The 23,172-nt window shown below is 71.6% G+C and carries 17 protein-coding genes; 5 read left to right on the forward strand and 12 right to left on the reverse strand.

Features of this window, described 5'->3' with window-relative positions; all coding sequences use genetic code 11:
- Nucleotides 1-22: 22 nt before the first annotated feature.
- The 8 genes from WME85_RS09200 to WME85_RS09235 form a co-directional block, all read right to left on the reverse strand.
- Nucleotides 23-2,212: a TonB-dependent receptor plug domain-containing protein gene (locus tag WME85_RS09200; RefSeq protein WP_437837151.1), complete on the reverse strand. Its 2,190-nt coding sequence runs from the start codon at nt 2,210-2,212 to the stop codon at nt 23-25.
- Between the two features lie 51 nt (nt 2,213-2,263).
- The gene (locus WME85_RS09205; RefSeq protein ID WP_437837153.1) at nt 2,264-5,122 is read right to left on the reverse strand and encodes an ATP-binding protein; all 2,859 of its coding nucleotides are present in this window, start codon (nt 5,120-5,122) and stop codon (nt 2,264-2,266) included.
- Nucleotides 5,123-5,125: 3 nt separating this feature from the next.
- Nucleotides 5,126-5,569, reverse strand: coding sequence for a response regulator (locus tag WME85_RS09210; protein WP_437837155.1), 444 nt, complete (start codon nt 5,567-5,569; stop codon nt 5,126-5,128).
- Nucleotides 5,570-5,608: 39 nt separating this feature from the next.
- Nucleotides 5,609-6,640 (reverse strand): hypothetical protein, encoded by a 1,032-nt coding sequence (locus WME85_RS09215; protein ID WP_437837156.1) that lies wholly within the window; start codon nt 6,638-6,640, stop codon nt 5,609-5,611.
- On the reverse strand, nt 6,637-7,476 hold the full coding sequence (locus tag WME85_RS09220) for a hypothetical protein (protein WP_437837158.1): 840 nt from the start codon (nt 7,474-7,476) through the stop codon (nt 6,637-6,639). The genes WME85_RS09215 and WME85_RS09220 overlap by 4 nt, the downstream gene beginning before the upstream one ends.
- A gap of 663 nt (nt 7,477-8,139) precedes the next feature.
- Complete coding sequence (locus tag WME85_RS09225; RefSeq protein ID WP_437837160.1) at nt 8,140-9,801, reverse strand: glycerol-3-phosphate dehydrogenase/oxidase; 1,662 nt, start codon at nt 9,799-9,801, stop codon at nt 8,140-8,142.
- A 231-nt stretch (nt 9,802-10,032) separates the two neighbouring features.
- A complete protein-coding gene (locus WME85_RS09230; protein WP_437837162.1) occupies nt 10,033-12,048 on the reverse strand; it encodes an ABC transporter ATP-binding protein in 2,016 nt (671 codons plus the stop codon).
- 260 nt (nt 12,049-12,308) lie between these two features.
- On the reverse strand, nt 12,309-12,896 hold the full coding sequence (locus tag WME85_RS09235) for a flavodoxin family protein (RefSeq protein ID WP_437837163.1): 588 nt from the start codon (nt 12,894-12,896) through the stop codon (nt 12,309-12,311).
- Between the two features lie 264 nt (nt 12,897-13,160).
- Between WME85_RS09235 and WME85_RS09240 the strand changes: the two genes are divergently transcribed.
- The 3 genes from WME85_RS09240 to WME85_RS09250 all read left to right on the forward strand — a co-directional run bounded on the left by WME85_RS09240 (nt 13,161) and on the right by WME85_RS09250 (nt 17,764).
- Nucleotides 13,161-13,589 (forward strand): response regulator, encoded by a 429-nt coding sequence (locus WME85_RS09240; protein WP_437837165.1) that lies wholly within the window; start codon nt 13,161-13,163, stop codon nt 13,587-13,589.
- A gap of 273 nt (nt 13,590-13,862) precedes the next feature.
- Complete coding sequence (locus tag WME85_RS09245) at nt 13,863-16,328, forward strand: PAS domain-containing protein (RefSeq protein ID WP_437837167.1); 2,466 nt, start codon at nt 13,863-13,865, stop codon at nt 16,326-16,328.
- A 32-nt stretch (nt 16,329-16,360) separates the two neighbouring features.
- On the forward strand, nt 16,361-17,764 hold the full coding sequence (locus tag WME85_RS09250; protein ID WP_437837169.1) for a multicopper oxidase family protein: 1,404 nt from the start codon (nt 16,361-16,363) through the stop codon (nt 17,762-17,764).
- Here the strand turns inward: WME85_RS09250 and WME85_RS09255 are convergent.
- From WME85_RS09255 to WME85_RS09270, 4 genes are all read right to left on the reverse strand, one after another.
- Nucleotides 17,754-18,566 (reverse strand): hypothetical protein, encoded by an 813-nt coding sequence (locus tag WME85_RS09255; RefSeq protein WP_437837171.1) that lies wholly within the window; start codon nt 18,564-18,566, stop codon nt 17,754-17,756. The two genes, WME85_RS09250 and WME85_RS09255, sit on opposite strands and share 11 nt — an antisense overlap.
- A 90-nt stretch (nt 18,567-18,656) precedes the next feature.
- Nucleotides 18,657-19,412, reverse strand: coding sequence for an SAM-dependent methyltransferase (locus tag WME85_RS09260; protein ID WP_437837173.1), 756 nt, complete (start codon nt 19,410-19,412; stop codon nt 18,657-18,659).
- A 33-nt stretch (nt 19,413-19,445) separates the two neighbouring features.
- Nucleotides 19,446-20,318: an STAS domain-containing protein gene (locus tag WME85_RS09265; RefSeq protein ID WP_437837175.1), complete on the reverse strand. Its 873-nt coding sequence runs from the start codon at nt 20,316-20,318 to the stop codon at nt 19,446-19,448.
- 509 nt (nt 20,319-20,827) lie between these two features.
- Nucleotides 20,828-21,766, reverse strand: coding sequence for a serine/threonine-protein kinase (locus WME85_RS09270; RefSeq protein ID WP_437837177.1), 939 nt, complete (start codon nt 21,764-21,766; stop codon nt 20,828-20,830).
- Between the two features lie 50 nt (nt 21,767-21,816).
- On the opposite strand from WME85_RS09270, the gene WME85_RS09275 reads away from it, so the two are divergent.
- Together WME85_RS09275 and WME85_RS09280 are read left to right on the forward strand one after the other, a co-directional pair.
- Nucleotides 21,817-22,872, forward strand: coding sequence for a lipoyl protein ligase domain-containing protein (locus WME85_RS09275; RefSeq protein WP_437837179.1), 1,056 nt, complete (start codon nt 21,817-21,819; stop codon nt 22,870-22,872).
- Nucleotides 22,842-23,171, forward strand: a complete 330-nt coding sequence (locus tag WME85_RS09280) for a hypothetical protein (RefSeq protein WP_437837182.1) — start codon at nt 22,842-22,844, stop codon at nt 23,169-23,171. Before WME85_RS09275 ends, WME85_RS09280 begins: the two co-directional genes overlap by 31 nt.
- The last annotated feature ends 1 nt before the right edge of the window (nt 23,172 follow it).

The raw sequence follows: 23,172 nt of genomic DNA on the forward strand, positions 1-23,172 counted from the left end.
GGCGGCCTTCGGGCCCTCGCTGCTAGTAGCGGTGCCGTAGCTCGAGGTAGAGCTCGCGCGGCGCCAGCGGGTACTCGAAGCCCGAGAACCCAGGGTCGGGCCCGCTGGCGCCGAGGATGTTCTTGGCGCGCAGCGCGACGGTCGTCTCGTGGCCCGGGATGACCCACAGGTTGCGCGCGACGAGGCTGGCGTTCCACCAGAGGTACGTGGGCAGGTCGAAGCTGCCGCCCCTCTCGAGGATGCTCGCGTCCGCGGCCCGCCGAGGGCCCACGAGGATCCCCTGCGTCGAGAGCTCCAGCGGGATGGATCTCGGCGACGGCAGCTTCACGTAGGCGCCGGCTCGGGCGATCCAGCGCGGGTACGCGACCATCGCCGGACCGACCAGCTCCGCCTGGTACCCGACCTGGCCGGAGTCCCGGGTCGAGTACACGGTCTCGAAGGACCCGTAGCCGCCCAGGTCCTCGCCGCGCCGCAGCTCGGCGCGCGTCGCCCAGATCACGGACATCTGGGTGGCGACGTTCTGGGCCGTCTGGTTGATGCCGCGCGGGACGAACTCTGCCTTGTCGTTCAGGCGGCTGTAGGAGACGCCGGTGCTCGCCGAGAACGAAGCAGCGGGCCTCCACGTCACCTCGGTGTCCACCGTGTGGATGACCTGGGACTTCAGGTCGACGTTCCCGATCACGTCGCCCGGCACGAGGGGCTCGGCGTACAGGAGATACGGGGACGGCGCCTTGAAGGCGCTGCCGTACAGCAGCTTGGCGACGACCGTCTTCCCCAGGTGCGAGGTGGCGCCGAACCGGCCGGTCAGCTGATTCTCGTACTTGCTGTGGTGATCGTAGCGGACCCCGCCCGTCAGCTTCAGCCATGGATCGAGCACCTTGAGGTTGGCGCTGAGCAGCGCCCCGACGTCGACCAGCTCGGCCGAGAGCCGTTCGCGCTCCGGCGAGCCAAAGGTCTGCCCCGAGTCCTTGCTGACCCGACGGAAGGAGGGGAGGTCCTCCTTGTCGTAGACGGACTCCAGGTTCAGGAGCACGTTGAAGCGGTCCAGGGGAACCCACCGGAGCTCGACGTTCGCGTCGACGCCGCGGTAGGACATGCGCCGCTCGATGTAATACCAGCCGCCCGCGACGTCGACGCGGTCCCCCGGGAGGACGCCGCCCTGGAAGTACATCCCCTGCACCGCGAGCGCGAACTCCCGGTTCAGCTGGAGGAGCCCGTCGACCGCCACGCGGTGTTGCTGCAGGTTGACCACCGTGCCGGCTGGAAGCCCGTTTCTGTCCGTTCCGCCGGTGAGCTGCGCCCATTGCGCGAAGTCGCCGCCGCGCCTGAAGGCCGACCAGTAGCCGCTGACGATGAGGTGGTGACCGCGGTCCGGATCGCGAAACGCGAGGCGTGAGCCGAGGACCGCCGCCGATCGCCTGAGGTTCTCGGCGACCGTGCGTCCTTCGTTGTACGCCGGCACGCGGGGGTCCGGAGACTCGCTGGGCATCTCCAGGCCGCTTCGATCGTCGATCGTCGCCGCGGCGGTCAACATCATATCGAAGCGGTCGGTGAACATCCCTCCAACGGCGTCGAGGCGGCCGCTCGGGTTGCCCTTCGTCAGGCCGACGTGCCCTGTGGCGTCGACGAAGGGAATGTCGTCCGGCGACAGGGTGATGATGTTGACGACGCCGAGGAACGCGTCCGCGCCATAGAGCGCCGACGCCGGGCCGCGGACGATCTCGATCTGCTTGATGGCCGACAGCGGGATCAGCTCCGTCCCGAGCCAGTTGCCGCTGGTGGTCCGGAACGCGACCGAGCGCCCGTCGATCATCACCTTGATCCCGCCGCTCTCGGACCCCAGCCCGCCCGTCATGCCCTGCACGCCGGCGTTCGGCAGGATGTGGTCGTCGATCAGATAGAACCCGATGACGTGCCTGAGCACCTGGCCGACGCTCTCGTAACCCCAGCGCCGGATCTCCTCCGCCGTGATCGCCGTCACGACGGCAGGCGCGTCATCGAGCGTCTCCAGCGTCTTCGTGGCGGTGGACACCTCGACGTCGAGCAGCCTGAGGAGGTCGACGTCCTCGAGCGCGTCGTTCCGGTGCTCGCTCCCCGTGACCTTCGGCGCCCCCGGCGCCGTGGCGGCGGTGGGCTGAGCCCATGCGAACCCCGGCGTCGCGGCGATCACCAGGGCGACGATCCACTTGGTTTCGAGGGAGACAAAGGTCATGCGGGTGCGGTTGGTTCTGAGCCTTTGACTAGGACAAATTGCGCGCAACGCTCACTTCGGCTTCGGCTGCGAAGAGCTCCTCTCGGCTTCGGCTGCGAAGAGCTCCTCCCGCAGGGCGACGCTGACGGAGTCGAACTCTTGCCGTAGCCGCGCCAGGTCGTCTGTCCGCGGGAGCTCGCCCTGCCCGGCCGCGTGCTGCATCTTCTCCGCCAGCTCCGCGACGCGCGACGCGCCGATCGAGAGCATGCTGCCCTTCAGCTTGTGCGCGCTCGCCTTCACCTCCGCGGTGAGGGCGTCGCGGACGGCCGCCTCCAGGCCGTCGAGCTGCGATGGGACGTTCTTGAGGACGAGCTCGATCAGCTTCCGCGAGCGCGGGACCTCGGGGTCGAGCACCGGCAGAGCCGCCGGCTGCTTGCCGTTGCTCGCGCGTGCGGAGACCGGCTCCGGCTCGTCCCGGTGCAGGACCACGTGCCGCCACAAGGTCTTTTGCAGCGACTGCGGGCGCACCGGCTTGGCCAGGTAGTCGTCCATCCCCGCGGCCAGCACCCGGTCCCGCTCGCCGACGAGGGCGTGCGCCGTCAGCGCGATGATCACCGTGTGGCGACTCCTCGTGCTCTCCCACTCGCGGATCTTCTGCGTGGCCGTGTACCCGTCCATGACCGGCATCTGGCAGTCCATGAGCACGGCGACATACTGCTTCCGCTTGACGCACTCGAGCGCTTCCAGGCCGTTGGCGGCGGTCTCCACGCGCAGGCCGAGCTGCTCCACCTGCTCCATCGCCACGTAACGGTTGATCTCGTTGTCGTCGACGACCAGCACGGGGAGCTTGCTCGCGATCTTGCCCGGCTCCACGCCAGGCTTGCTGACGGGCGCGGCCTTGGTGCCCGTGAGCGCGCTCTGCAGCGTGTTGTAGAGCTCGGACACGCGCAGCGGCTTCGGGAGCTGCGTGACAAGGGTGGAGTCGAGCCCGCTCAGGGCCACGCTCGAGCCCATGTGATAGAGCGCCACCACGGGCAGCGTCTGCAGCGCCGGCACCGCCTGGATGCTGCGGAGGAACTCCTCCAGGCCGAGATCGTCCATCTGGACGCCGACGACGGCGGCGCTGAACGGCCGGTTCTCGAGCAGCGCGAGCTCCAGCCGGTTGATGGCGTCCCGCCCGGACGCGGTGGACTCGGCGTCGAAGCCCCAGGCCACGAGGTGCTCCACGACGACGTCGCGCCAGCTCTTGCTGATCTCCACCACGAGCGCGCGGCGCCCGCTCGCCCACTCGGCGGACCGGATCTGCTCGCCCCCGGACGTGACCCCGACCTTGATCGTGAACCAGAACTTGCTGCCCTGCCCGGGTGTGCTCTCGACGGCGATCTCGCCGCCCATGACCTCCACGAGGCGCTTGCTGATCGCGAGCCCGAGGCCCGTCCCGCCGTGCTTGCGGACCATCGAGCCGTCCACCTGCGTGAAGGCGGAGAAGAGCTTCTTCTGGTCGTCGGCGGCGATGCCGGGGCCGGTGTCCACGACGGCGAGCTTGATGAGCGCCGAGGCCTTGTCCTGCTGACCCCCCGAGGCGTCGATCAGCACCTCTCCGCGCTCGGTGAACTTGATCGCGTTGCCGACCAGGTTGGTGAGCACCTGGCGAAAGCGGTCCGGGTCGCCCACGACGCCCGTGGGGACGCGGCGCTCGACGCGGTACACGAGCTCGAGCCCCTTCTCGTGCGCCTGGCTCGCCATCAGCTCCGCGACCTCCTGGATGACGAGGCGCAGATCGTACGAGACGTGCTGCGCCACGTACTTGCCGGCCTCGAGCTTCGAGAAGTCGAGGACGTCGTTGATGATCGCCATCAACGTGTTCGCGGAGGCGTCGACGGTCTCCACGTAACGCCGCATCTTGCCGTCGAGCGCCTGGTTCTGCATGAGCCGGATGACCCCGAGGATCCCGTTCATGGGAGTCCGGATCTCGTGGCTCATGTTGGCGAGGAACTCGCTCTTCAGCCGGGAGGCCTCGAGGGCCTGCTCGGTCCTGACGCGCAGCTCCTCGAACGCCTGCTCGTTCGCCTCGACCATGCTGTTGAACGCCGCGCCGAGCAGCTCGAGCTCGTCGCCGCTCGCGATCTGCACGCGCTCCCACTGCTTCAGCTGGACGCCGGTCGCCTGGTCCGCCGGCGCGCTCGAGCGGAGGCCGGTGGCGATGGCCCCCGCCGCCGAGCGCAGCGCGAGCAGCGGCTCGGTGATGTGCACCGCGACCCGCTTGACGAGGAAGTAGCTGGCCGCGACGCTGCCGAGGATGAGCGCGCCGATCAGCCCGAGCGTGGTCACGAGGCGGGCGGAGGCGAGGCTCCGGGCCTGGACCATGCGCTCGGCGACGCCCTTCGTGCTGATGCCGTAGATCACCGTCCCGGCGTGGGCCCCCTCGGAGACGACCGGGGCGGCGACTTCCAGGACGTCGTCGCCGCCCATCGGGTTCGCCCGGCGCCGCAGCACGGGCCGGGGGCTGTGCTCCGCGGTGATCCCGAGGGCCTGGAGGTCCTTCGCGGTGAGGGGAGGCGCGTCCTTCGCGCTGCTCGCCGGGCCGAGGCCGCTCGCCGCCCACACGCGGCCCTCCGCGTCGAAGAACAGCCCGTAGGCGATGTCGTTGTTCTCCGAGACGGTCTGGTGGATGAGCGCCTTGACGTCCCCGAAGAGGTTGTCCGCCACCAGGCTGCGCAGGGCCAGCGCCTGGTTGACGCCGAGCAGGCGGGCCTTCTCCTCGAGGCCGGCGAGGAGCTCCTCCTCGCGCTTCGCCTGGACCTCGCGGTCCGCGGAGTAGATGAGGGCGCCGCTCGACAGGAGCGTGGCGCCGCCGAGCAGCAGCAGGGCGCCCAGGATCAGCCGCAGCAGCTTGATGCGGAGCGACCCGTGGATGTTCGGGGTAGCCATCGCTTACCTGGGGCGCCGCGACGAGGAAGGCGGGCCAACGTTCGGAAAGGGCACCGACGCGGGGGGGGTGCTCTTCCCGGCGCGCGCGGCCACCGCGCGCTCGATCGCCGGCGCCAGGGCGACGTGCAGCTTGGATTTCGAGACGATGCCGTCGGCGCCGACCTTCTCCCCGAGCGCGCTCAGCTGCTCGATGTCACAGCCCGAGACGAGGACGATCCCGAGGTTCGCGAGCTGCGCGTTCTCCCGGAGCAGCTTGGCCAGCTTGTCGCCGTTGATGGTGGGCATGTTGATGTCGAGCGCGACGGCGGTGATCCCGTCGCGCTTGATGACCGACGTCGCGCCGATGGGGGTGGCCAGCTCGAAGACGTAGAAGCCAGCCTTGACCAGCACGGCGCACATCGCCTCGCGAGCAATGTCGTCGTCATCGATCACGAGCACCCGAATCATGAGAACCTCCTCCGGGACTCCACGCCCACCGACATGCGCTCACCGACCGATGAGAAAATCAACCTGCCCGAACTGGCTGGAGTCGAGGCCGAAGCGACGCGCCAGCCGCACGTCGACGAGGCGCTTCACGGAGATGGGCAGGCGGACGTCTGACGCCCGGAGCCTCCATTCGGCGTCCGCGAGCTCGTAGAGGAGGTCAGACGCCTGCACCGCGAGCGCCTGTGTGTCAGGGATGGCCGCGAACGTCCCGAACTCCGCGTGCTCGTTCACGAGCGAAGGTACGGCCACCACCACCGGCGCGCCGAGCCGACCAACATAAGGAAGCCAGACGTTGGTCAGGAACCTCGGGTTCAGGAGACCATTGTCGTTCGGCAGCCAGATCGCGTCAACGGTGTCGCGCTGGAGGTTCACCAGCGCGGCGCGGAGGTCCTGGACACGCGGTTTGTTCGAGAGCTCTTGCCTCACGAAGGTGAGCTTCTCGACCTGCATGAGGGCTTCCTGCCGGGCGATATGGCTCGCGAAGCCCTGGCGGTACACGACGCCGATCCGGCGCACGTCGAGGCCCAGCGTCCGCAGCCCCACCATGGCCGTGACCGCCGGCACCTCGTAGGAGATCGCCACCGAGTTGGGGACGGTGCGCTGGAGCTCCTCGGCGAAGGACGCCATCAGGATCAGCGCGACGGGCGGCGCCGCGGCCGTCCGCGCCCAGCTGCGGTACAGGAGCACGGTCGAGTTGTTGACGAGCACCACCGCCCGCGGGCGATCCCGCGCCACGATCTGCTCCACGAGCTCGGGGCTCGAGTCCTCGGCGCGTACAGGTGAAATGGTGACGCGGTAGGACTCGGACAGCTCGACGCGGAGCGATCGCAGCATGTCGTCGAGCTGCGGGTCGGACGGGGCGATGATGGCGATGGCCGGCCTCCCGTCCGGAGGCGGCAGCGCGGCCAGCGGATCCGGGTCCTTCGCGGTGTGCGAGGCGGCGCCCGACGAGCAGCCCAGGGTCAGCACGAGGCCCGCGAGGACGGGGGCTCGCCAGAGCAGGCGGCGATAGCGGGGACGCGTCGACCTCATTTCCATTCGTCCACCCCCAGATCAGCCAGCACGGCCTTGGGGAGCTTCCGGATCGCGTTCTCGACAGGCTGGCGGTCGCTGAGGAACGTGACTGCCACGTGCCCGACCCTGGCGGTCGGGAGGCTGAGGATCGTGAAGCTCATCTTGCTCTTGGACTCGAAATCGGAGCGGAAGCGCTCCGGGAGAAGCACGGCGTCGGCCGTCTGGAACTGGAGCAGCTGCAGCAGATCTTCGACCTTCGTGACGCGCTGGACGTCCGGCGCTGCGCTCACGCCCAGGAGCCCGGCGACGAACTTCGGGAGCGCTCTGCGCTCCACCAGGTCGACCATCCCGTACCTGAGGGACGAGAGCATGTCCTTGGTCAGCGACCTCGTGGAGACCAGGAGATATTGCTCCACGTCGCTCCCGGCCCTCAGGCCCTGGAGGTCGGGCGCCCGGTTGAGCGAGGCCAGGACCGGCGTTGGCGAGAGCGCCGCGTTGGGCGGGCTCGCCTCGATCGCCGTCTTGAAATCGCTCAGTTTTCCAAACACCGTGACATCGACGCCGGGCATCGACTCCTCGATCTTCTGCTCGAGGGCGCGTGCGCGGAGCGGGGTCACCGCATAGACATAGAGCGTGGCCTGCGGGCCGGCCGTGGTCGGCGGGCTGATCAGCAGGAGACAGCACCCGAGGAGCAGCGCCGCCGCGACGAGGGCCGCCGGCGCGCGCGCGGGGCGGAGGGGCCGGCCAGGCCGGCGCCGGGCCTCCTCGATCCGGACAGGCGCTGCCGCGGCGTCGTTATCAGGGCGAGATGCACCGGACCGAGCAGCGGCAGTCAGGTGGTTGTTTCGCCGCAACCACGATGAGAGAAAGCGGTGCGCGACGCGCGCTGGATACGCGAGGTGCGCCAGGGCAGCCTCGAACGCTGACCGCCTTCCTCGTGTGGAGCGCCTGCATGTCCTTTCCACCCCCCTCATGGCCTCCTGGTCATCCTGGTAGATAGCCTAGACGACCCGTAACCCTACCTGTCAAGCGCCCATGGGAGGCGCCCACGACATTCCGATCGAGCTTGGCGCACTGGGGGCGTCGGCGTGGGCCGCAACACCGGACGGCCGCTGCCCTCGTCAATCGACGGGCCAGCATCGCTCCCGCCGGTATCGCCGCACACGCGACGCGCGCAGGTGCGCGCTTGACACGTCCGTCTACCTGCGAGCTCGATGTCGAGCCGCGGGCCGCCCTCGTGTGGAGGCGCCCATGTCTGGCGGAATCAGCGGATGGCAAGCACTATTGTCGCGGCACATCATGCCTTGTCGACCTACATGCTTGTCGATGGGGTGAAGTTCGAGGCGGAGTAACACTCCCGACCACAGGCGTTATCGGCGTGAGCGGCCCCGGGTGATCCTGGCGAGCGTGCGCGGCCGGCGGGACCGCACGGCGCCGATCGACCAGCGCGGCGTCGCGGCGCGCTGGCCGCGCGGTCGCCCACGCGCCGCGCCGGGGTCGCGCCGTGAGGAGCCGCGCTACGTGACCGGCTGGGCCGGCAGGGCCGCGATGAGCGCCTTGTCCTCCGCGGGCGGGCGGGCGCCGCGCTCCTGGAAGTACTCCTCCAGCCGCAGGTCGGCCTCGTCCCCGAACAGGATCCGGCACGCCTCGCGGAGCCCGGGCGAGCGCGCGAGCTCCTCGCGGCGGACCAGGAGCGAGATCTTCGTGCGCCGCCTGAGGAAGTCCTCGAGCTTCGCGATCATCTCGCGCCGCGCGGCGTGCGCGACCTCGCACCGCAGGTCGTCCACCCCCTCGATCAGCGCGTCGGCCATGCGCGGATCGCGGTGGATCGCCTCGAGCAGCTCGAGCGCCTCGGCCCCGTACCGGCGCCACAGCCGCGCGCTGAGCGGCTCGGACGAGCGCGGCGGCGTCAGCGCGTCGAGCCCGAGGAGGCGCGCCTTGTCGAGGAACGCGCCGCGCGCTCCCTCGCCCGGCTCGCCGTACCAGCGCTGCGCCGGGCGGGGCAGCGCGACGCCGAGCCCCTGCACGGCGGCGCAGATCTCGTCGCCCACGTTGATGCAGTCGGTGAGCTTGCCGCCGAAGACGCTCACGTGGCGCTCCTCCCGGTCCACCTCGAGGACGTGCTTGCGCGACAGCTGCAGCCAGTCCGCCGCGCCGCCGCCCTCCTGGACCGCCAGGGGGCGCACCCCGCAGCGCTCGGCGATGATGTCCGCCTCGGTCAGCGGCCGGGGCAGCCTGAGCCGCTTGTTGATGTTCGAGAGCACGAACCGGCGGTCCTCGGCCGTCACCTCGGTGTGCGGGCGCTCGACGCGGGTGTCGGTCGTGCCGATGCACGTCCTCGACCCCATCGGGATCACGAAGAAGAGCCGGCCGTCGTCCGCGAAGAACGTCAGCACGCGCCGGCTCGAGGTGAGCCGATCGACGATGAGGTGGATGCCCTTCGAGAAGATGTGGCGGTGGCTCGTCCGCTGGCCCGTCAGCGCGTTGTGCGCGTCGACGAACGGCCCGCAGGCGTTCACGAGCACGCGCGACCGGATGGCGAGCTCCCGGCCCGACAGGACGTCTCGCGCGCGCGTGAGCCACGCGTCCCCGTCGCGCCGCGCGCCGAGCGACTCGACGTAGTTGGCGGCGCGCGCGCCGTGATCGAGCGCGGAGCGGACGAAGCCCCAGACGAAGCGCGCGTCGTTGTCGACCAGGTATGCGTCGGAGTACTCGAATCCTCCGTCGCAGCCGTCCAGGTCGACGATCGGCTCCTCCCGCGCGATCGTCCGGCGGGAGAGCAGGCGCGGGATCTTCGTGAAGAAGCTGCCGATGATCCAGTAGAGCCACGTGCCGAGGAAGAGCTTGAACAGGCCGTGGCGGAAGCCCCGCTCGTGGGCGGTGTAGAAGCGGATCTCCTGCACCGTCGAGGGGTAGCTCCTGAGGAGCAGGTTCCTCGACACGCAGAGCTTCCGCACGAGCGGAAACTCGAAGCTTTCCATGTACTTGATGCCGCCCCAGGCGAGGTTCGACGACTCCTGGCTGGTGAAGCCCGCGAAGTCGCCGCGGTCGATCAGCGCGACCTTCGCCCCCTTCGCGGCGAGGGCGGCGGCCGCGACGGCGCCGTTGATCCCGGCGCCGAGGACGAGGACGTCGAACGTCCCGCGGCTCAAGCTGTCGATGTTCGTGGCCCGCAGCATCGATGGCGATCCGGCGTCAGGCGCGGTGCGCGCGCACCCGCAGCTCTACCACGTCCCGGGGCGGTCCGGGGCGCCGCGCGGGCCGAAAAGCGCGGCGTCGCGCGGCGTGCGTCGTCGAGCCCGCGTCCGTCCAGATCCACGCAGGCTCAGCCATCAGCCATCAGCCATCAGCCATCAGCCATCAGCCATCAGCCATCAGCCATCAGCCCATCATCCGCCCACAGGGCGTCGTCACCCCCGGTACGACTCCGAAGGCGGCGCCGGGTGGTGGGCGCGACGCGGGCTGCTCCTCGGCGGCGCGCCGGCGTGCCCCGGGGGCGCGCCGGCGTGGCCCGTGTGCAGCAGCTGCCAGCGCGCCATCTCGGTGTAGACGCCGCCCCGCCGCAGGAGATCCGCGTGCGCGCCGCGCTCGACGACGCGGCCGCGCTCCATCACGTAGATCTCGTCGCAGTCGACGACGGTGCTGAGGCGGTGGCTCATCAGCACGATGGTCCGCTGCCCCTTCAGCGCGCGCAGCGCCTCGCCGATGGTCCGCTCGTGCTCGGCGTCGAGGCCGTCGGTCGGCTCGTCGAGCACCAGGATGGGCGCGTCGGTCAAGAGCGCGCGCGCGATCGCGATGCGCTGCCGCTGGCCGGCCGACAGGTTCAGCCCGCCGTCGGCGATCTGCGTCGCGTAGCCGTCCGGCAGCGCCTCGACGAAGCCCGCCGCCCCCGCCATCTCGGCCGCCCTGCGGATCTCGGCGTCGGTCGCGGAGGGGCGGCCGTAGCCGATGTTCTCCGCGATGGTCGCCGGCAAGAGGATGCCGTCCTGGAGGACCAGCGCGATGTGCCGGCGCAGGTCGGCCATGCGGATCGCGCGCGTGTCGATGCCGTCGAGCCGCAGCGCGCCGCGCGTCGGGTTGTGGAAGCGCGGCAGCAGGCTGAGCAGCGTGGTCTTGCCGGAGCCGACCGAGCCCACGAAAGCGACCATCTCCCCGGGGCGGATCGTCGCGTCGACCCCGCGCAGCACCGGGTGGCCCGGGCGGTACTCGAACCCGACGCCCTCGAGCTCGAGCACGCGCGGCTGTCGCGGCAGGGCGGCCGCGTCGTGCGTGTCGATCACCGCCTGGTCGCGGTCCAGCACCTCGAAGACGCGCTGCGCGCCCGCGACGCCGCCCTGCACCGCGGCGCCGGCGCCGGTCAGCTTGCAGAGCGGGTCGTAGAGCATGCCCAGGTAGCCCAGGAACGCCGTGAGCGCGCCCAGCGTCATGCCGGGGTCCCCCGCGCCCGCGCGGGCCTCGACGACGAGGTAGCCGCCGTAGCCGAGCACGAGCGCGCCGCCGAGCCCGAGGATCGAGCCCACCGTGAGCGTGTGGCGGAGCTCGTCGTGGTGGAGCCTGAGCCAGGCCTTCACGCTGTGGCGCAGCGTCGCGTGGAAGCGCGCCTCCTCGTCCGCCTCGCGCCCGAACGCCTGGACGAGCCCGATCGACGCCATCGAGCGCTGCACGGACGTCGTGAGCTCGCTCTCGACCTCCTTCGCCTCGGTGCACTTCCGGTGCAGCGCGCGCCCGAACTTGACGTTCGTGAGGAGCAGCGGCGGCACGACGGCGAGCGCGAGCAGGGTGAGCGCCGGGCTGCGCGACGCCATGATGCAGAGCATGACCGCCAGCGTCAGCGCGCTGCCCATCACCGAGACGGCCACGTTGAGGATCCCGTGGAACCCCGTGGCGTCCTGGTTGAGGCGGTAGAGCGCGTCGCCCTGCGGCTGCGCGCGGTGGTAGCCGATGTGGAGCGCCTGGAGCTTCCGGTACAGGTCGCAGCGCACGCGCATGAGCCCCCCGTAGCCGATGCGGAAGTTGAGCAGGGTGCGGCCCATGCCCACGAACTCCTGCGCGACGCGGAGGACGAGCGTCATCGCCGCGAGCCCGAGGACGCGCCCGAGCAGGCTGTCCGGCAGCGGCGCGAGCAGCAGGCGATGGACGAGGTCCCCCGCGCGCGGACCGGTCGAGATGAGGTCCACGATCACGGCGACCGGCCACACCTGGAGCAGGCTTATCGCGATGGAGACGGCGACCAGCAGGCAGAGCACCCCGAGGCGCGCCCACTCGCCCTTGAAATAGGCGCCCACCCGGAGGAAGAACCGGAGCCGCTCCGCGCCGGCCGAGCGGCTGGGCGCGGCGAGCGTGCTCCTCGGGGAGAGCCTCGATGTCCTGCCCTCGCGCCGCGGCGGCGAAGGGCGATAGTTCTTGCGGTGAGCCTGTGCGCTCATGGGTCGCTGATCCTTCTTCCTGTCTGCGGTGGAGCGGATCGCCGGGGGCCAGGTAGGGCCCCGCCTGGCGGTGCGTCCGGTTTTGACCGGTAGCGAGGTATCGGGGCCGAGGTGTAACAGCCCATCGCGGCCGCGCTCTCCGCATGCGCCGCGGCGAGGCGCGCTCGTGCTGATTTGATGTCCGCTTGTCCGGGACTCCAGGGCTGGCGCGCGCCGGCGGCGTCACGGCACAGGCCGACGGATCGGCCGGGTCTCCGCGCCTACCCGTGAATCCGCCGCTCGATCATCGCGAGCCGGCGGCCGAGCGCGCGCGCCGGGGCGAGATCGAGCCGGGCGGCGGCTTCGCCCTCGGCCGACCAGGGCGGGCCGCCGCGACGCGCCGCGGCGCTCGCCTCATCCATCTGCGCGAGAGCGGGGGCCTGGACCAGGGCTCCCTGGCGGAGGAGGGCGGCGATCATCGCGTGGAGCACCGCGCGCTGCGAGCCCCGGATCGGAGACGGCGAGCAGAACACACAGGCCACCTTGCCGGCGAGATCTCCCGCGAAATGGGGAGAGCAATAGAGGAAGCGCCGGAGCTCCGCGCTCATCGCGCCATAGCGCGCGGGCGAGCCGAGGGCGATGCCGTCCGCCCAGAGGAGGTCGTCGACCTGCGCCAGCGGGACGGAGGCGAGGTGTTCCCGGGCGGCACGGATCCGCTCACTCGTGGTCGAGCGGCCGTCTGGCGCCGCGAGGCCAGCGACCTTCCGCAGCCGCACCGTCGCCCCGGCCTGCTCGGCGCCCTCCGCGACGGCGGCCGCGAGCGCGGCCGTATCGCCGTAGAGAGAATAGAAGATCACGGTCACGTTCATGGTGAGCGGGTATGCAGCCCTCGTACCGTCGCCCGCTCGCGCGGGGCGCTCCGCGCCGCCCCTGAAGAGCCCGCTCCTGGCGCCTTCCTGCGCGGTTCGTCGCGAGCGATCCGGCGGCGCGCGTTCCAGCCTGCGGCGCGATTCAAATTGCGCGGTGTGGAGGGAAGCCTTATGGTCGTCGATGGACGAGAGCGGACCGCGCGCGGGCGACATCGAGGGTGTCACGCGCGGTCCCGCGCGCGGGTGCGGCGTGGGGGTAGCAGGGTGAGTCGAGGCCAACCGTCCAGCTCGCCATCGCCGCGCGCGACCGGCGGCGCCCTCGCGGAGCGCGGCCCCTCGCCGCCGAGGACGATCCTCGTCGTCGAGGACGACCGGGGCGTCATGGGCGCGCTCGTCGATGTCCTGTCGGAGGAGGGCTATGCGGTGATGGCGGCCGCGAACGGCGCCGAGGCGCTGGCCAGGCTGCGCGAGGGGCCGACGCCGGCGCTCATCGTGCTCGACCTGATGACGCCCGTCATGGATGGGTATGCCTTTCGCGCAGAGCAGCTGCGCACGCCCGCGATCGCCGGCGTCCCCGTCGTCGTGTTCACGGCGGGGGCGGCGCCGCGGGCGGCGGAGCTCGGACACGTCGATATCCTGAAGAAGCCCGTCCGCCTCGGCGCGCTGCTCGACGTGATCCGGCGCTACGTCTGACGCGCCGGGCGCCGTACGCCGCGCGCCTCACCCCGCCACGCGGCCTGTCTCCGGACGTCCTCTGTCTCGGAAGATGCGGTGTCGTCCGTGGTGTCGAGTCGGTCGACATCCGCCCATGATCCCGGGGCGGCGGCCGGGGCGCTGGGGCGGATGACGCGCTCCCGGCGCGCCCTGGCGACGAGCTCGGCTCGGGGTGCCGCGGTGAGCGCGCGGGCCGATGGACCTTGACGTCCCGGGATGTGTTTGCTCGTCTGTCCGCACGGACATCAGGAGATGAAGCCAACCTCGCTCACGCCGCGCGCTCCCGCAGAGGCCGCCATGGCCGCTGGTGGAGCGCGCCCCGCGACCTCCCTCGAGGACATCTTCCCGGGCGCGAGCGAGCTGAGCGCGCGCTGCCGGGCGAAGGACTGGGGCGCGACGCCGCTCGGCCCTGTCGAGCGCTGGCCGCAGAGCCTGAAGACGGCGGTGAGCATCGTCCTCGGCTCGAGCTTTCCGATGATCGTGCTCTGGGGGCCCGAGCTCGTGCAGATCTACAACGACGGGTACCGGCTGCTCATGGGCGCCAAGCACCCGGCGGGCCTCGGGCAGGGGAACCGGGCGTGCTGGCCAGAGGTCTGGCACATCAACGAGAGCATCTATCCGCGCATCTTCAACGGCGAGACGGTCTCCTTCAAGGAGACGATGTACCCGCTCGCGCCGCACGGCCAGGTCGAGGAGTATCACCTCACGCTCTGTTACAACCCCGTCCGCGACGAGTCGGGCGCGGTGGGCGGCGTCTTCGTGACCGTCTTCGACGTGACCCAGGAGGTGCGGACCCGGGTCCAGCGCGACCGCGCCCTGGCCGAGGCCAAGGCGGAGCGCGAGCGCCTCTATGAGGTGTTCATGCAGGTGCCGGCGAGCATCGCCGTGGTCGAGGGGCCGGAGCACACCTTCACCGTGGCCAACCCGCGCTACCTCGCGCTCATCGGCGGGCGCGACGTGGTCGGCAAGCCGCTGAGGGAGGCGCTGCCCGAGGTCATGGACCAGGGGTTCCCGCAGCTCCTCGACTCGGTGCGGCGCAGCGGCACCCCGTACGTGGCCCACGAGGCGCTCGTGAAGCTCGACCGCCGCGGCGACGGCACGCTGGAGGAGGTCTACCTCGACTTCATCTACCAGCCGCTGAAGGACCCGAGCGGGAGCGTCTTCGGCATCATGGTCCACGCGGTCGACATCACCGAGCAGGTGTTCGCCCGCAAGCGCGTCGAGGAGCTCGCGGCCGAGCGGGTGGCCATGCTGGGCCAGATCGCCGACGCGGTGGTGACCTTCGACAGCGAGGGGCGCATCAACTTCCTCAACGACATGGCGCGCTCCCTCTATCCGGAGCTCCGCGCCGGGGAGACGTTGGCCGAGCAAGAGGAGCGCATCTCGCTGGAGCGGCTCGACGGCTCGCCGTGCCCGGCCGAGGAGAGCCCCGCGGCGCGGGCGCTGCGGGGCGAGCGGGTGATCGACGAGGCGTGGATCGTGCGGAGCCCTGGCGCGCCGCCGCGCCGTATCCAGGGCAGCGCCGTGCCTGTCTACGGCGACGGAGGCGGGCAGATCGGCGTCGTGCTCACCGCCCGCGACGTCACCGAGCAGCACCGCCTCCAGCGGCAGCTCGAGCTCGAGCGCAACCGGCTGAACGACGTGTTCCAGCAGGCGCCGGCGGCGATCATGGTGACGCGCGGGCCCACGCACCTCATCGAGGCCGCCAACCCGCTCTACGCGCACGTGACCGGGGATCGCCCGCTGCTCGGCAGGACGGTGCGGGAGGCGTTCCCGGACCTCATCGAGCAGGGCTTCCCCGCGCTCTACGACCAGGTGCTCGCGACGCGCGAGCCGTACGTCGGCAAGGAGGCGCCCGTGCGGGTCGAGCGCTTCGGGCGGGTCGAGGAGGCGTACTTCAACTTCGTCTACCAGCCGCTGCTCGGCGAGGACGGCAGCGCCTTCGGCGTCATGACCCACGCGATCGAGGTCACGGACATCGTGCGCGCGCGCCAGCAGGCGGAGCAGCGGGCCGCGGAGCTCACCCGCCTCACGCAGGCGCTGGAGCAGTCGAACCGCGAGCTCGACCGGTTCGCGTACGTCACGTCGCACGACCTCAAGGCGCCGCTCCGCGGGATCGCGAGCCTGGCGCAGTGGATCCAGGAGGACGTCGGCGAGCAGCTGTCGGCCGGCTCTCACGAGCACGTGAAGCTGCTCCTCGGGCGCGTCCACCGCATGGAGGCGCTGATCGACGGCATCCTCGCGTACTCCCGGGCGGGGCGGGTGCGGGACGCGGCCGCGCCCGTGGACACGGCGGCGATGGTGAGGGACGTGCTGGACCTCCTCGCGCCGCCGGACCACGTGCGGATCGACGTGCAGCCGGCGCTGCCCACGCTCACGGCCGAGCGGGTGCCGCTGCAGCAGGTGTTCATGAACCTGCTCGGCAACGCCATCAAGTTCTCGACGCTGAGCCGCTCCGATCCGCACGTCGAGCTGCGCGCCCGGGACGCGGGCGACGCCTGCGAGTTCACCGTCACCGACAACGGCCCTGGCATCGCGCCCGAGTACCACGAGCGCATCTGGGGTATCTTCCAGACGCTCGAGGCCCGCGACAAGGTCGAGGGGGCCGGCATCGGCCTCTCGGTCGTCAAGAAGATCATCGAGACGCGGGGCGGGCGGGTCTGGGTCGAGTCGGCGCTCGGCGAGGGCGCCACCTTCCGTTTCACATGGCCGAAATAACGCCCCGGGGCGACCTCATGCAGCGCGCGAAGATGACGTATCGAATCGGCCTCCTGCTCGCGGCCGCCGCGACCGGCTGCGCGGGCGATCCCCCGGCGCAGCCCGAGGGGTGGGACAGCGCGGTGGCGCTGCGCCGGGCGCGAGATCTCGACGCGACGGAGGGGGTCGTCGAGGTCGAGCTGACGGCCCGCGTCGAGGAGCTCGAGCTCGTCCCCGGCAAGCGGACGCCGGCCTGGACCTACGACGGCGGCATCCCTGGCCCGCTGCTCCGCGCCAGGGCCGGAGATCGCCTGATCGTGCACTTCCGCAACGAGCTCCCGGCGCCCACGACGATCCACTGGCACGGCGTGCGCCTGCCGGCGACGATGGATGGCGCGCCGGGGCACAGCCAGCCCGAGACGGCGCCGGGCGGCGGCTTCACGTACGACTTCATCGTGCCTGACGCGGGGCTCTACTGGTATCACCCGCACGTCGACTCCGCCGCTCAGGCGGGCAACGGCCTTTATGGCCCGCTGCTCGTCGAGGACCCGGGCGAGCCCGCGGCGCTCGGGGACGAGCTCGTCCTCGTGCTCAGCGACATCGGCGTGGACGAGGAAGGCGCGCTCGTGGCCCCGGACTCGGGCGGTAACTTCGGCACGCTGTTCGGGCGCGAGGGCAACCTCTTGCTGATCAACGGCCGGGTCAACCCGGTGATCGAGGCGCGCGCCGGGCTCAGGCAGCGGTGGCGGCTCGTCAACGCGGCCAGGTCCCGTTATTACCAGCTCGTGATCGCCGATCACCGCTTCACGCGCATCGGCGGCGACGGCGGGCTCCTGGAGCACCCCGTCCAGATGGACAGGATCCTCCTCACGCCCGGCGAGCGCGCCGACGTGCTGGTCGAGCCGCGCGGCGCGCCGGGCTCGACGCTCTCGGTGCGCTGGGTGGCCTACGACCGCGGCTATGGCACCGCGTTCGAGCGGCCGGACCTCGAGGCCTTCCGGCTCCACCTCGCGGACGAGCCGGCGGCCGAGGACGAGCCGCTCCCCGAGGTCGCGCGGGCCATCCCGGCGCTCGACACGTCGGCGGCGAGGCACGTCGATCTGAAGCTCACGCTGCAGGAGGGCACGGGCGACCTCGAGATGGGCATCAACGGCGTGCCCTCGTGGGAGGCCGAGCCGCTCGCCGCGGCCGTGGGCGAGACAGCGGTGTGGAAGGTAGAGAACACGTTTGCGTTCGATCACCCGTTCCACCTGCACGGCTTCTTCTTCCAGGTGCTCGGCGCCGACGGGCAGCCGGTGAGGCCGCTGGAGTGGAAGGACACGGTGAACGTGCCTGTCGACGGCACGACGCGCTTCGTGGTCCGCTACGACAACCGGCCAGGGATGTGGATGTTCCATTGCCACATCCTCGACCACGCCGAGGCCGGCATGATGGGGATGCTGCACCTCACGCCATGACGGCGCGGGAGCCCTCGCGCCCGCCCGGGCTCGCGCCCGCGAAGACCTGGAGCGCGCCGGTGAGATCGGGGAAGACGACCGCGTCGCGCGCGGGCTCGCCGGGGCCGTAGCGCAGCCAGAGCAGCGGCCACGCGTAGGCCCGCACCGCCTGCGCCACGACGCGTCCGCCGGCGGCGAGCGCGGCGAGGCCAGCCGTCGCGCTCTCGATCGTTCCGGCGAAGCGGTGGGTGTAAAAATCCGGCTCGACCACCCGGTCGGCGCCGCCGCGGTACGCGGTGCGCGCCGCGCGGGGGCGGAGGTCGAGGCAGCGCAGCGGCTCGGGGGGATCGGCCTCGCCCAGGGCGCGCTTCAGGGCGCCATCGAGCGAGAAGAGCGCCGGCACGAAGGACATCTCGGGCGGGGCGTAGAGCTCGCGCACCTCGATCAGGCGGTCCTGCACGTGGCGGAGGCGCACCCGCCGCACGTGGCCGTCGCCCAGGCAGGTCGCGCAGAAGACGAGCCTCGCCCCGGCGCCGCTGCACGCGGGGCAGGGCCGCGGGCCGAGATCCTCGGCGACGCGCCGGTGCGCGCCGGCCTCGAAGGCGCGCGGGAGCGGCGGCTCTCCGGCCTCGAGCTGCCCCGCGGCCTCCTGGCTGAGGTCGACGACCTCGGCCCAGCCCTCGCGGCGCACCAGCGACGCGAGCACCACCAGCGCGGCCACGCGGCGCTCCTCGGCCGGCGCGCCGGGCGGCAGCGCGAGGCCCTCCGCGCGGGCGCGCGCGAGGGTCGGAAGGTACCGGGCCACGGGGTCGGACGGATCCACGCGGGCAAGGCTAGTACCTCGCCGCCCGAGTTCATCCCTCGTCGCGCGGCATATCTCACCGCGCTGGGCGGCCGCGCGCGCCGGCGCCTCTCAGTGGTGCGCGATCAGGCCCATCATCTCGAACGGGTTCAACTCCATCTCCGCGGGGGTCACGAAGTCCTCCACGTCGAGCCACTCCACGAGGGGCCGGCACGCGCTCACCTTCCACGGCGCCACGAGCGCCGCCATCTCCTCGGGCGTGCGCAGGTAGATCTTCTGCCCGGCGAGGGACGAGGCGCCGTTCAGCTGGCGCCCCGCGGTCGCCGCGCGCGCCACGGCGAAGCTGAGGGCCAGCGTGCTGCCGCCGGCGCAGAACGCGTGCATCTTCTGCAGGAGATCGCGCGTGTGCTCATCGCTCATCATGTACAGGATACCGATGCTCCCCACCGCGATGCGCCGGTCCGCGCCGAAGAACTGCGCCGCCGCCGCGAGCATGGATGACGGCTCGCGCAGATCGGCCTGGATGTAGCGCATGTTGGGCCTGTCAGCCAGGAGCTGCTCACCGTAGATGACGCTCACCGGATCGATGTCCGAGAACAGGATGCGCGCCTCCGGCAGGTAGTCGTTGAGGTGGCCTTGCGTCGGCAGCCCCGAGGCGAGATCGAGCACGCGCGTGATCCCCGTGTCGGCCCATTGCTGCCCCACCAGCTGGATGAACCAGCGATTGAGCTTCGCCCATTTCGGGTAGGTCGGCACGATCTTCATCATCTCCGTGGCCGTGTGACGATCCACCTCGTAGTTATGGTGCCCTCCGAGGACGTAGTCGTAGACCCGACCGATGTGCGGCTTCGTGGTGTCGATCTCCATCGTTCCCTCCTGATCGAGCTGGCGGCGCGCGCGTCAGCGGCCGCGGTACGAGTGCGCAGACGCGCGCTGCGGGCGGGGGCTCCCGCGTACCTCGAGCCCCTCCCGCCGCAGCGCGTAGATGATGGCGGTTTGCAGGTTGGCCAGGACGACGATGCCCGCGAGATCGGCGCTCTGGTCGCTCAGCGCGCGCGCGATCTCGGGGCGGATGCCGACGAGCACCGGGTGGGTGCCGAGGAGGGTGAGCGCGCGCGTGGCGCGCACGAGCGCGGCGACGACCTCCTCGTCCACGGCCGGCACGCCGGTCACGTCGATGATCGCGGTGCGCGTCCGCCGTTCCACCACGTCCCGCAGGAGGAACTCGGTGATCCTGTCCGCCCGCTCGATATCGAGCTTCCCGATGAGCGGCAGCACCACGATGTGGTCGTACACGGGCATGATCGGCGTCGAGAGCTCCAGGATCATGCGGCGCAGCTCGCGCTCGCGGTTCTGTACGGCGCGCTCGAGCGCGAGCTGCATCTCGTCGCGCTGGACGCCGATCTCGCGCCGCTCCTGCTCCGCCACCGCGTCCACGATCAGCGTCAGGCAGTCGTTGACGCGCGCCGCCTCCTCCAGCGCTCCTGGCGTCCTGTCGGGCAGGCGCGCCAGCACCTCGCGCACGAGGGAGCGGCTCAGCCCGAGCACGGCGCGCAGGCCGAGCCCCTGGGCTGCGAGCTTTTCCCCGAGCGACAGGGCGGGCGCCGTGTCGCCGGCGGAGACGAAGCGGAGCAGCTCGGCGAGGACCTGCTGCGCGACCTGCGGCAGCCGGAACGGGGGGAGGCCGCTGCGGTTGTGTACGGCGTTTTCCTTGAGCGCCTTCGCGGCGCTCCTCGTCAGCGCCTGGTGCTCCGGGTCTATCCAGCTCTGCATGGAAGGTCCGCTTTCTTGGCCCTGGCGAGCCTGTGTCGCATGGGGGCTCGGGGGGTGGGAGAGTGGATGACCTCCGGGGTGCGCGAGCCCATCGGAGCGCGGGCTGGATTGGACCTCGACGCCATGCCGCGCTGGCTCGCCATGCAGACGAATGTCGTGACTCCGCAAGGTGCTCCCCCCGAGACCAAGCCGAACGCCCCCGTGCCGAGCGTCCACCTTATCAGCGTCTCGACGCGATGTGCTCTGTTACGAACGCCGCACGCGATGGCGCGGCCATCACACCAGGTGTGTCAGCGCCGCGGCGCGCATGGCGCTCGCACGATGTGCCACATCGCCTGCTGGCTTGGCACGATGTGACTTGTGCAGGAGCCGCCTGTAGCTCAAGCCCAGATCGTGCCGAGCACGGTCGACGCGATGGTGATGCCCGACAGGTGCCAGTCCCACGCGTTCCGAGGCCTCGAGTTCGCGGCGACCTCAGGCAGTGTTGCCGCGACGAACACGAAGGTCAGCTACCCGCGCCCCCGCGCCGCGGCGGTCGCATAAGGCGGCTCGCGGCCCGCGCGCACGGCCGCGAGGTCGGCGCGCATCGTCCTCGCGTCGGGGTACCGCTCCTGCTTCTGGAAGGCGAGGGCGCGGTCCACGACGGCGCACAGGCCGGGCGGCGCCGTGGGGGCGTGCTGCGCGAGGGGCGGCGCCTTCTCGGTGGCGACGGCGATGAGCAGGTGCGCGTCCTCCAGCTTGCCGTGGATCGTGCGGCCCGCGAGCAGGCGGAACATCGTCGCGCCGAGGCCGAAGAGGTCGGTCCGGCCGTCGATCTCGCGGATGAGGCCCAGGCCCTGCTCGGGCGCCATGTAGTCGTCGGTCCCGATCGACACGCCCGTGCTGGTCTTCGTCATCTCCGGCACGCCGGCGACGTCCTCGAGCAGCGGATCGAGGACGCGCGCGAGGCCGAAGTCGAGCACGCGCACGCGCCCGTCGTTGCCGATGTGCAGGTTCTCGGGCTTGAGATCGCGGTGAACGATGCCGTGGTCGTGCGCCACGATCAGCACGTCGAGGACGCGCTCGGCGAGCGCGATCACCTGGCCGACAGGGAGCGTCCCGTGCCGGGCCATCCGGTCGAACACGGTCTCTCCTTCGAGCATCTCCATCGCCATGTAGACCGCGCCGTCGTCGCTGGCCCCCGACTCCAGCACCTGCGGGAGCCCCTCGCAGAGCGGCGCCACGGCGTTGAGCGCGTTCCCGATCGGCCCCTCGCGCAGGAACCGCTTGCGCACCTCGTCGATCTCGGCGAGCTCGGCGTGCAGGACCTTGACCGCCGCCACGCACCCGTCGGCGCGGCGGCAGTAGAAGACGCTCGCCATGCCGCCGACCCCGAGGACGCGCTCCACCGCCCATGGGCCGATCCGTGTGCCGACGCGCTGCTCTGCCAGCTCTTCTTCGGTCACCATGGGGCGATGGTACCACCGGTGCGCGCGCGGGAGCATACTCGACGCCCGCCGTGCGTTCCCTCCCGCCTGCCCATCGTCCGCTCGCGGACGCGCTCGCGCTCGGCCCCGCCTTGCTCGCGCGCGCCCGCATGACGCCCGCGGCGCCGTGGCTCGCCGCGAGCCTCGTCGAGGGCCCCGCCGTGGTGCTCGGCGCCGCCCAGCGCGCCGGGCGCGTGGTCGACCTCTCCGCCTGCGCGGCGCGCGGCGCGCCGGTCTTCCGGCGCTCCACGACCGGCACGGCCGCGTTCCTCGGCGGGCGCGGCGTCCTCTGGACGCTGGCGCTGCCGCACGTGGCCGCGCTGGCGCCCGACGCCACGGCCCGGACGCTGCTGAACCGCAACGTGCGCGGCTTCCTCCGGGGCTTCGCCCGCGCCGGCGCGCCCGCGCATTACTTCGGGCGCGAGTGGATCTCGCTGCAGCACCGCCCCGCCGCGCTGCTCGGCGTCGACGCCGCGGAGGACGGCGCGGTCCTCCTCGAGGTCCTCGCCGGCCACGACGCGCCGCTCGCGATCCCGGCCGAGCTCGCGGCGCCCGACGAGCGCGCCGTCGACCGCTGGCTGGGCAAGGCGCCGGCGGCGCTCTCCGAGGTGCTCCCGGCGCGCTGCTCGCCCGAGGCGCTCGCGCGCGCCGTCGTCGAGGAGGTCGCCTTGCGGGCGGGGCTCCCGCTGAGCGACGGCGGCGGCGCGCCGGAGCTCGAGGTCGAGCGGTTCCAGCCGGTCACCGCGCCCGACGACCCGGCGCCGCCGGGCGCCGGCCCCGCGGTGCTCGCGCGGGTGCCGATCGGCTGGATCGAGGCCGCCGCGCTCGGCGGGGCGCCGGCGCGCGCATGGCTCGGCGGCGATGTCCTCACGGCGGGCTGGCTCCTCGACGCGCTCGGCCGGGGGGCGGATCCCGCGTCGCTGGACACCGGGGCCGCGCCGCTCGAGGGGGCGAGCCTCTCCGATCTGCGGGCGCTCGCGCTGCGCGCGCTCTCTGCGGACGGGGTGTCGGACGTGCTACAAACGAGCAGGGCAGAACCTTTGCACTGGATGGCAACATGGAAAGCGCGAGCAGCCAGGAAGCGGTAAACGCGGCCATCGAGGACGTTCATCGAACACTTCCCACGCTGATCACGAGCCCGCACGTCAGCGAGCTCCAGGTTGAGCTGGCCGTCGACTCCAACGGCCGCGACGCGGTATTCATCACCGTCATCCTGGACGACGACCCCTCGGGCGAGCCCTACCCCTGGGCGCGGCTCAGGCCCATCCACGACTTGATCTGGAAAGGATTCACGGAGCGGGCGCTGGACAGGTGGCCCTACATCGAATTCCGCCTGAAGTCCGAGAGCGAAGGCGATGCTGATGAGCCTGATGCAACGGTGGAGTAGG

Source organism: Sorangium sp. So ce1153 (assembly GCF_051521595.1).
Taxonomy (GTDB): Bacteria; Myxococcota_A; Polyangia; order Polyangiales; family Polyangiaceae; genus Sorangium.

What these genes read in the sequence shown, in the direction of transcription:
- WME85_RS09210 (WP_437837155.1), bottom strand. Translation starts at nt 5,569, where the DNA reads ATGATTCGGGTGCTCGTGATCGATGACGACGACATTGCTCGCGAGGCG.
- WME85_RS09230 (WP_437837162.1), bottom strand. Translation starts at nt 12,048, where the DNA reads ATGAGCGCACAGGCTCACCGCAAGAACTATCGCCCTTCGCCGCCGCGG.
- WME85_RS09280 (WP_437837182.1), top strand. Translation starts at nt 22,842, where the DNA reads ATGGAAAGCGCGAGCAGCCAGGAAGCGGTAAACGCGGCCATCGAGGAC.
- WME85_RS09205 (WP_437837153.1), bottom strand. Translation starts at nt 5,122, where the DNA reads ATGGCTACCCCGAACATCCACGGGTCGCTCCGCATCAAGCTGCTGCGG.
- WME85_RS09260 (WP_437837173.1), bottom strand. Translation starts at nt 19,412, where the DNA reads ATGGAGATCGACACCACGAAGCCGCACATCGGTCGGGTCTACGACTAC.
- WME85_RS09215 (WP_437837156.1), bottom strand. Translation starts at nt 6,640, where the DNA reads ATGAGGTCGACGCGTCCCCGCTATCGCCGCCTGCTCTGGCGAGCCCCC.
- WME85_RS09245 (WP_437837167.1), top strand. Translation starts at nt 13,863, where the DNA reads ATGAAGCCAACCTCGCTCACGCCGCGCGCTCCCGCAGAGGCCGCCATG.
- WME85_RS09225 (WP_437837160.1), bottom strand. Translation starts at nt 9,801, where the DNA reads ATGCTGCGGGCCACGAACATCGACAGCTTGAGCCGCGGGACGTTCGAC.
- WME85_RS09235 (WP_437837163.1), bottom strand. Translation starts at nt 12,896, where the DNA reads ATGAACGTGACCGTGATCTTCTATTCTCTCTACGGCGATACGGCCGCG.
- WME85_RS09250 (WP_437837169.1), top strand. Translation starts at nt 16,361, where the DNA reads ATGACGTATCGAATCGGCCTCCTGCTCGCGGCCGCCGCGACCGGCTGC.
- WME85_RS09200 (WP_437837151.1), bottom strand. Translation starts at nt 2,212, where the DNA reads ATGACCTTTGTCTCCCTCGAAACCAAGTGGATCGTCGCCCTGGTGATC.
- WME85_RS09265 (WP_437837175.1), bottom strand. Translation starts at nt 20,318, where the DNA reads ATGCAGAGCTGGATAGACCCGGAGCACCAGGCGCTGACGAGGAGCGCC.
- WME85_RS09270 (WP_437837177.1), bottom strand. Translation starts at nt 21,766, where the DNA reads ATGGTGACCGAAGAAGAGCTGGCAGAGCAGCGCGTCGGCACACGGATC.